This is a genomic window from Hydrogenophaga sp. (genome assembly GCF_051007235.1).
Classification (GTDB): domain Bacteria; phylum Pseudomonadota; class Gammaproteobacteria; order Burkholderiales; family Burkholderiaceae_C; genus Hydrogenophaga.
Genome location: NZ_JBPCSJ010000325.1, coordinates 1 through 8,392, shown reverse-complemented (window position 1 = coordinate 8,392; position 8,392 = coordinate 1). Strand labels below are relative to the sequence as shown.

6 protein-coding genes are annotated in these 8,392 nt (G+C 69.7%); all 6 read left to right on the top strand.

Features of this window, described 5'->3' with window-relative positions:
• The coding region (locus tag ACR2JA_RS11560; protein WP_434009229.1) for a transglutaminase family protein at positions 1 to 2,070 on the top strand (2,070 nt) is incomplete at its 5' end.
• 205 nt (positions 2,071 to 2,275) lie between these two features.
• Positions 2,276 to 4,867, top strand: a complete 2,592-nt coding sequence (locus tag ACR2JA_RS11555) for a circularly permuted type 2 ATP-grasp protein (RefSeq protein ID WP_434009228.1) — start codon at positions 2,276 to 2,278, stop codon at positions 4,865 to 4,867.
• Positions 4,868 to 5,003: 136 nt separating this feature from the next.
• The gene (locus tag ACR2JA_RS11550; RefSeq protein WP_434009227.1) at positions 5,004 to 5,966 is read left to right on the top strand and encodes a transglutaminase family protein; all 963 of its coding nucleotides are present in this window, start codon (positions 5,004 to 5,006) and stop codon (positions 5,964 to 5,966) included.
• A gap of 130 nt (positions 5,967 to 6,096) precedes the next feature.
• Positions 6,097 to 6,567, top strand: a complete 471-nt coding sequence (locus ACR2JA_RS11545) for a RidA family protein (protein ID WP_434009226.1) — start codon at positions 6,097 to 6,099, stop codon at positions 6,565 to 6,567.
• Between the two features lie 27 nt (positions 6,568 to 6,594).
• Entirely contained in the window at positions 6,595 to 7,188 is a 594-nt protein-coding gene (locus ACR2JA_RS11540) for a flavin reductase family protein (protein ID WP_434009225.1), read from the top strand.
• Between the two features lie 142 nt (positions 7,189 to 7,330).
• On the top strand, positions 7,331 to 8,392 hold a 1,062-nt coding region (locus tag ACR2JA_RS11535), incomplete at its 3' end, for a hypothetical protein (RefSeq protein WP_434009224.1).

Sequence of the window (8,392 nt, the reverse complement as noted above, 5' to 3'; positions counted from 1 at the left end):
AGCCTGAGCCGCGTGTTCACGCAGGGGCTGGACGCCACCGTGGGCTATTTGCTGCCGCTGCAGGCCGATGGTGCCGGCCCTGCATCCCAGGACGGCAAAAGCGCCTACCACCGCGTCAGCGGCACCCAGTGGTCCACCGGGCCCTGGGTCTTCCGCGACGAGCGCATGTACCTCATCCCGGGCGACTCGCCGATGGGCTACCGGCTGCCGCTGGACTCGCTGCCCTGGGTCTCGGCCGGGGACTACCCGTACCACATCGAGCAGGACCCGCACACCCCGCGCGACCCGCTGCCGCGCGGTGCGACGCTGAAACACCAGGTCTCGCCGCACACCATGGGCGGCGGTTTTGCCGAAGGCGGCGTGGTGTCGATGCAGGGTGCTGACTATGGCGCCGGCGATGCCGGCATCGAGGGACAGCCCGGTACAGGCACCGGCACCGGCCCGGCACGCGCGCAGGCGCTGTTGTCGGCCCAGTTCCCGCAGCGCGGCGAATCGGCCGCCTGGCTGACCCGCACCGCCCTGGTGGTGGAAGCGCGCGACCCGCAGCGCGCCAACGGCCCCAAGGCCGAAAAAGCCAGCGGCGGCAAGGGCCAGCACCTGTACGTGTTCATGCCGCCCATGCAGCGGCTGGAAGACTACCTGGACCTGATCTCGGCCATCGAGGCCACGGCCGCCCAGCTGGGCATGACCGTCGTGCTCGAAGGCTACCCGCCACCACGCGACCCGCGCCTGAAGACACTGCAGGTCACCCCCGACCCGGGCGTGATCGAGGTCAACATCCACCCCAGCAGCAGCTGGGACGAACTGGTCGAGCGCACCGAGTTCCTGTACGACGCGGCCTACCAGACGCGCCTGTGCGCCGAGAAATTCATGACCGACGGCCGCCACACCGGCACCGGCGGCGGCAACCACTTCGTGCTCGGCGGCGCCACGCCGTCGGACTCGCCCTTCCTGCGCCGGCCCGAGCTGTTGGGCAGTCTGGTGGCCTACTGGCACAACCACCCCTCGCTGTCCTACCTGTTCTCGGGCCTGTTCATCGGCCCCACCAGCCAGGCCCCGCGGGTGGACGAGGCGCGCAACGACCAGCTCTACGAACTGGAAATCGCGCTGCAGGAAATCGGCAAGAACCGCCAGACCCACGGCCAGGACATGCCGCCCTGGCTGGTGGACCGCACGCTGCGCAACATCCTGATCGACGTCACCGGCAACACCCACCGCAGCGAGTTCTGCATCGACAAGCTGTACTCGCCCGATGGCCCCACCGGCCGCCTGGGCCTGCTGGAGCTGCGTGCTTTTGAAATGCCGCCGCACGCCCGCATGAGCATCGCCCAGCAGCTGCTGCTGCGCGCGCTGGTCTCGCGCTTCTGGCAGCAGCCGTTCAACCAGAAGCTCACGCGCTGGGGCACCGAGCTGCACGACCGTTTCCTGCTGCCAACCTTCATCCGCATGGACTTCGAGGACGTGCTGGCCGACCTGGCCGACTTCGGCTACCCGCTGGACATGGCCTGGTTCGAGCCGCACTTCGAGTTCCGCTTCCCGCTGGTGGGCCAGGTGGCCGCGCGCGGCATCGAACTGACGCTGCGCAGCGCGCTGGAGCCCTGGCACGTGATGGGCGAAGAAGGCGCACCCGGCGGCACCGTGCGTTATGTCGACTCGTCGCTGGAGCGCATCGAGGTCCGCGTCTCCGGCTACAACGACTGCCGCTACGTCATCACCTGCAACGGCCGTGCCGTGCCGCTGCAACCCACCGGCACCGTGGGCGACTTCGTCTCGGGCGTGCGCTACAAGGCCTGGAGCCCCCCGTCGGCGCTGCACCCGTCCATTCCCTCGCACGCACCGCTCACGTTCGACATCGTCGACACCTGGATGCACAAGTCCATGGGCGGCTGCCAGTACCACGTGGCCCACCCGGGCGGACGCAACTACGACACCTTCCCGATCAACGCCTACGAGGCCGAAAGCCGGCGCCTGTCGCGCTTCTTCCAGATGGGCCACACCCCGGGCAAGATGGTCGTCAATCCAGCGACGCCAAGCCGCGAGTTCCCGTTCACGCTCGACCTCAGGCATTGATCCCCCCGCGCCGCCTGCGGCGTCACCCCCCAGGGGGCGCCAGCAGCGGCCCGGCGAAGCCGGTTCCGCGCTGGCCCTCGATGGAAGACACAGCACTCGACACACCGTTCCAGCAAACAAACGTGTGAAAGACACCACGGGTCAGGGCAAGGACGAGACGGCTGCGGCACCAGCCAAAGTGCCTGCCCATGCATACTCGCTCCCCGTGACCCCAGAAGAATCCAGAGACTCCCTGTTCGACGAGCTCAGTCCCGAATCGCCCGGTGACTGGGCTTTGTCGCTTTCCATGCCGGCCGACGCCGGCCACCGTGACGAGCTGCGCGACGGCGACGACCCGCACGCGCTGGCGCCGCACTGGGCGCGCTTCTTCGACCACGTGGGCACCGACGGCCTGGCCGACCTGAACCGCCGCGCCGACAACCTGCAGCGCCAGATCCGCGACAACGGCGTCACCTACAACGTCTACGCCGACAGCGCCAAGGGCCTGCAGCGCCCCTGGGCGCTGGACCTGTTCCCCACCATCGTGCCGCCCGAGGACTGGGCGCAGATCGAGGCCGGCGTGCTGCAGCGCGCGCGCCTGCTCAACGCCATGATGGGCGACCTGTACGGCCCGCAAACCCTGCTGCGCCAGGCCATGCTGCCAGCCGCCCTGGTGCAGGGCCACCCGGGCTACCTGCGCGCCATGCAGGGCGTGCAGCCGGCGGGGGGCACCTGGCTGCACATCGTGGCCTTTGACCTGGCGCACGGCCCCGATGGCCGCTGGTGGGTGGTGGGCCAGCGCACGCAGGCGCCGTCGGGCCTGGGCTACCTGCTGGAAAACCGCATCGCCATCGCGCGCCAGTTTCCCAAGGCCTTCGCTGGCCTGAAGGTGCAGCGCCTGGCGGCCAGCTACCGCGCGCTGATGGACGGCATCAAGACCATGGCACCCGAAGGCGACAACGCGCGCATCGCCCTGCTGACCCCCGGCCCTTACAACGAAACCTATTTCGAACACGCCTACCTGGCGCGCTACCTCGGCCTCACGCTGGTCGAAGGCAGCGACCTGACGGTGCGCGATCAGCGCCTGTACCTCAAAACCCTCAGCGGGCTGGAGCCGGTGCACGCCCTCATCAAGCGGCTGGACGACGAGTGGCTGGACCCGCTGGAGATGCGCGCCGACTCCACCCTGGGTGTGCCCGGCCTGCTGCAGGTGCTGCGCGCCGGCAACCTGCTGCTGGCCAACGCGCCGGGCTCGGCGCCACTGGAATCGAGCGCGTTGCTGGGCTTCCTGCCCGCCATCAGCCGCCACCTGCTGGGCGAAGAACTGAGCCTGCCATCGCTGGCCACCTGGTGGTGCGGCGAAGACGCTGCGCTGCGCGAGGTGCTGCCGCTGCTCAAGAGCAGCGTGGTCAAGCCGACCTACCCGCGTTCGGGCCTGGACACCGCCATGGGCCAGAGCCTGGGCGCCCGCGAACTGGACGAATGGTCCGGCCGCATGGCGCGCCACCCCGACGACTACACGGTGCAGACCTGGCTGCCCCTGGGCCAGACACCGACCTGGACCGGGGAACGGCTGGTCCCAAGATCGGCCATGCTGCGCGTGTTCGCGCTGGCCGACGGCCCGCAGAGCTGGCGCGTGCTGCCCGGCGGCCTGGTGCGACTGGCGCCGCGCGGGCAGCTCATGGCCAGCATGCAGCGCGGCGGCAGCAGCGCCGACTGCTGGGTGCTGACCGACGGCCCGGTGGACCACACCAGCCTGCTGCAGAGCGCGCCCAGCACCATGGCGCTGGCGCACCAGAAGCGGCCGGTCACCAGCCGCGCGGCGGAAAACCTGTTCTGGCTCGGCCGCTACACCGAACGCGCCGAAAACGCGGTGCGGCTCGCCCAGATCGTGCTCAACCACCTGGGCGGCGAAGAACCCAACTCCAAACCGCTGATGGCCTGGCTGTCGGCCACCGCGCAGGAAAACGCGCTGGTGCTGCCCGGCGTGCCGGCGGCCGAACAGGCCTCGCGCGTGTTCGCCCGGTCGCTCATGGCCGGCCTGTCGCCCGCGCCGGGCTCGCCGCTGTACGGGCAGAGCTTCAGTGTCGGCTTCAACCTGCGCGCGCTCAAGTCGGCCGCGTCGCAGGTGCGCGAACGCCTCTCGCCCGAGAACTGGAACCTGATCGAACGCGCCGAGGCCGAGTTCGCCCGCGACTGTGCCGCCATGGCGGCCGACGCCGAATACGGCACCGCCGAGGCGCTGGCCGCGCTGCAGGGCGCGAGCGAACTGCTCTCGGCCATCACCGGCGCGCAGACCGACCGCATGGTGCGCGACAGCGGCTGGCGCCTGCTGTCCATCGGCCGCCACATCGAACGCATCGCCACGCTGTCGCGCGCGCTGCGGCTGAGCCTGGAAACCGGCTGCCTGCACGACCCGATCGGCTTCGAGGCGGTGGTCGCGCTGTTCGACAGCACCATCACCTTCCACGCCATGTACCAGCAGCGCCGCGACATGGTGGCCCTGGTGGACCTGCTGGTGATGGACCGGGACAACCCGCGTTCGCTGGCCTGGGTGGTGCAGACCCTGCGCTCGCGCCTGGCCAAGCTGGCGCAGGCCGCCACCGTGCAGGACGCGGTGCTGGCCCAGGGCCTGCCCGACCCCGACACCTGGGTGCTGGCCGAGCTGAGCAACTGGCAGCGCCACACCGATGGCGAGCGCCACTGGGGCGATCTGGAGGTGCTGCTGGACGGGTGCGAGGCCGCCGCATCACAGCTCTCCGAAGAGATCACCCGCCTGCACTTCAGCCACGCGGACCGCGCCAACCAAAGCCTATGACGATCAGCCCACCGGCGCGCGCCATGCCACGAGCACAACGGACCCAGACCAGGAACACCGTGGAACCGGCTCTGCCGGGCCACTGGTGTTGCCCCCCGGTGGGGGGTGGCGCCGCAGGCGACGCGGGGGGGTATCCGTGATCCTCAGGGTTCTGCACACCACCACCTACCGCTACCAGGGCAGCGTCGACATGGCGCAGCACATGGTGCACCTCTCGCCGGTGGACACGCCCTGCCAGCACGTGCGGTCGCACGCCTTGCGCATCACGCCCGAGCCGGCGGCGCGCAGCCAGACCACCGACGTGTTCGGCAACCAGCGCACCTTCTTTTCGCTGCAGGCACCGCACGAGACGCTGAGCGTCGAAGCCGACAGCCTGATCGAGACCCGACCACCCGCGCCCCTGCCCGACAGCCCCGCCTGGCGGGCGCAGAGCTGGGAGCGGGTGCGCAACCACCACCGCTACCGCATGGGCGCGCCCTACGACGCGGCGAGCGAATTCCTCTTCGCATCCCCTCATGTGCCGCGCGACGATGCCTTCGCCGCCTTCGCCCGCCCGGCCTTTGTCACCGGCCTGCCGGTGCTCGAAGCGGCCCGTGCGCTCATGACGCGCATCCACACCGAGCTGAAGTACGAGAGCGCCAGCACCGAGGTCAACACCCCGGCGCTGCAGGCGCTGGAGCAGGGCAAGGGCGTTTGCCAGGACTTCGCCCACATCATGATCGGCTGCCTGCGCAGCCTGGGCCTGCCCGCGCGCTATGTGAGCGGTTACCTGCTCACCCAGCCGCCACCGGGCAAGCCGCGCCTGATCGGCGCCGACGCCTCGCACGCCTGGGTGTCGGTCTATGCCCCCGTGCCCGCCGGTACCGAGGCAGACGCCGACAGCGCCAACGGCGCCTGGTTCCACTTCGACCCCACCAACGACCGCTGCGGTTGGGGCAGCCCCGGCGAAGACTATGTGCAGCTGGCCACCGGGCGCGACTTCTCCGACGTTTCGCCCATGCGCGGCGTCATCCAGGGCGGCGCGAACCACCGCCTGTCGGTGGCCGTCACGGTGGCACCCCCCGGCGAACTGGCCGAACTGCAAGCGGCCAAGGCCTGAACTGGCCCCCGTTCGGCGCGCCGTTGGAGCGCCATGAATCCCGCTGATGCAGGCCCTCTCGCCGCAGGCCGGCACACACCCCGTCGATAGAATGGCCCGCACCTGTTTCACCCCTTCACCGGAGCCCCTCATGAGCGTCTACAACAAGCTGAACCAACTGGGCATCGCCCTGCCCCCCGTCGCCGTGCCCGCCGCCGCCTACGTGCCCTTCGTGCAGACCGGCAAGCTCGTTTTCCTTAGCGGCCATATCGCCAAAAAAGACGGCAAACCCTGGGTCGGCCAACTGGGCCTGACCATGGCCACCGAAGAAGGCAAGCTGGCCGCGCGCGCCATCGCCATCGACCTCATGGGCACGCTGGACGCCGCCTGCAAGGCCAACGGCCAGACGCTGGACGACGTCAAGCGCATCGTCAAGGTCATGAGCCTGGTCAACAGCACCGGCACCTTCACCGAACAGCACCTGGTCACCAACGGCGCCAGCGAACTCTTCGGCGAAGTCTTCGGCCCACAAGCCGGCGCCCACGCCCGCAGCGCTTTCGGCGTCGCGCAGATCCCGATGGGGGCCTGCGTCGAAATCGAGCTGATCGCCGAACTGGCGTAAACCCACCTTTCAGGGAGGAGCGAGGACATGGCCATGCAACCCGTCCCGCTCGACAAGGCCAGCCGCCTGCTCAACCACGGCCCCACCGTGCTGGTGGGGAGCGCGCACGCAGGTCGCATCAACGTCATGGCAGCGGCCTGGGCCATGCCGCTGGACTTCACGCCGCCCAAGGTGGCAGTGGTCATCGACAAAGCCACCCTCACCCGCGCACTCATCGAAGCGTCAGGCGTGCTCAGCGTCTGCGTGCCCTGCGTCGCCCAGGCCGACCTGACCCGCGCGGTCGGTGGCGAGAGCGGCAAAGACCACCCCGACAAACTGCAGCGCTGCGGCGTCACTCTCGAGCCTGGGCCGGAAACCGGTTGCCCGCTGGTGCAAGGCGCCATCGCTTGGATGGAATGCCGCGTGCTGCCCGCCACCGCACATGTGGCCGGGCCGCACGACCTGATCCTGGCCGAGGTGGTCAGTGCCTGGGCCGATGAGCGCGTTTTCTCGCACGGGCGCTGGCACTTTGAGAGCGCGCCCGATGAACTGCGCAGCCTGCACCATGTGGCGGGCGGGTTTTTCTACTCTGTCGGCACGCCAGTTGTGCCACAGCAGCCGCATGCCCTTGGAGAAAGCTGAGAGCGATTCACGGCACTGACGACGAGGCGGCAGCCCAGGCCTGGACAGGGGTATCCGGACAGGTCTCCTGCGAGACCGGCCGGGCGGCAAATGCGTGAGCCCATGCACAGGACTGCTACAGGGCACCACCCATAATCCCGCCATGTCCCCTCCTGAAATTGCCGTCTGGTCGGCCATGCTCGGTGGCCTGCTGACCCTGGCGGCGCTGGCGCTGGGCGACGTGCCGGGCCACCGCAACCTCGCCTCGGTGCGCAACCTGGTATTCGTGCTGGTCACCGGTGCCAGCTGCGTGGTGATGACCGGCCTGCCGGAAGTGCTGTTCCCCACGCTGCCGGCGCGCCTGCTGATGGTGCTCAAGGCCGGCCTGGGGCCACTGGCGGGCGCCATGGCCCTGTACTACCTGGGCAACTGGCTGGGCGGGGCGCGCGAGGACACGCAGGTGCACCGGCTCACGGCCTGGGGCGGCGCTGCGGTGCTGGTGGCGGCCCTGGCACTGGCGGTGATGGGCGGCCTGGTGGCCCCCGAGAACTTCCACACCCTGCTCCTGGTTGCGGCTGCCGTGAACATGGTGCCGGTGCTGCTGGCGCTGGTGGCGGTGATCCGTTCGGCCAGGCGCGGCGACCAGCTGGCACGCTGGATGGTGCTGGCCGTGGGTTGCCTGGCCGCCATGGTCATCGGCATCTACCTGCGCGGGCTCGACGTGCCAGGCTTCGGCCTGGGCACCTGGCTGTTCACGGCCGTGGTGACCGTGACCTTTTTTCTCATCTCGACCGTGCTGGTGCTGCTGCGCAACCGGGCCAGCCGGCAGCTCGCGCGCCTCTCGCGCCTGCATCGGGAACTCGAGCCGGCCACCGGCCTGCCCACCGGTTCGGCGCTGCTGGCCCAGGTCGAACACGCGTTCTGGCGCACGGCGCAGCTGGACGGCGAATGCACGGTGGTGTGCCTGCTGGTGAGCAATCTGTACGAATTGGCGGAATCGGCGGGACCAGGTCTTGAGCACCAGATCCTGGTGACGATGGCGGCCCGCATACGCCGCGCGGCCGGTTTTCGCTGCGTGGTGGGGCTCTACCATCCGCGCTGCTTCGTGGTGGTGATCTCGAACGACAAGCACGACGCGCCGGTCGCGGACACGCTCCGGCGTCTGCGGGCGGTGGGGAACGAGCCGCTGACCGTGGTGGGCGAGCAGCAGTTGCAGCACAGCTTC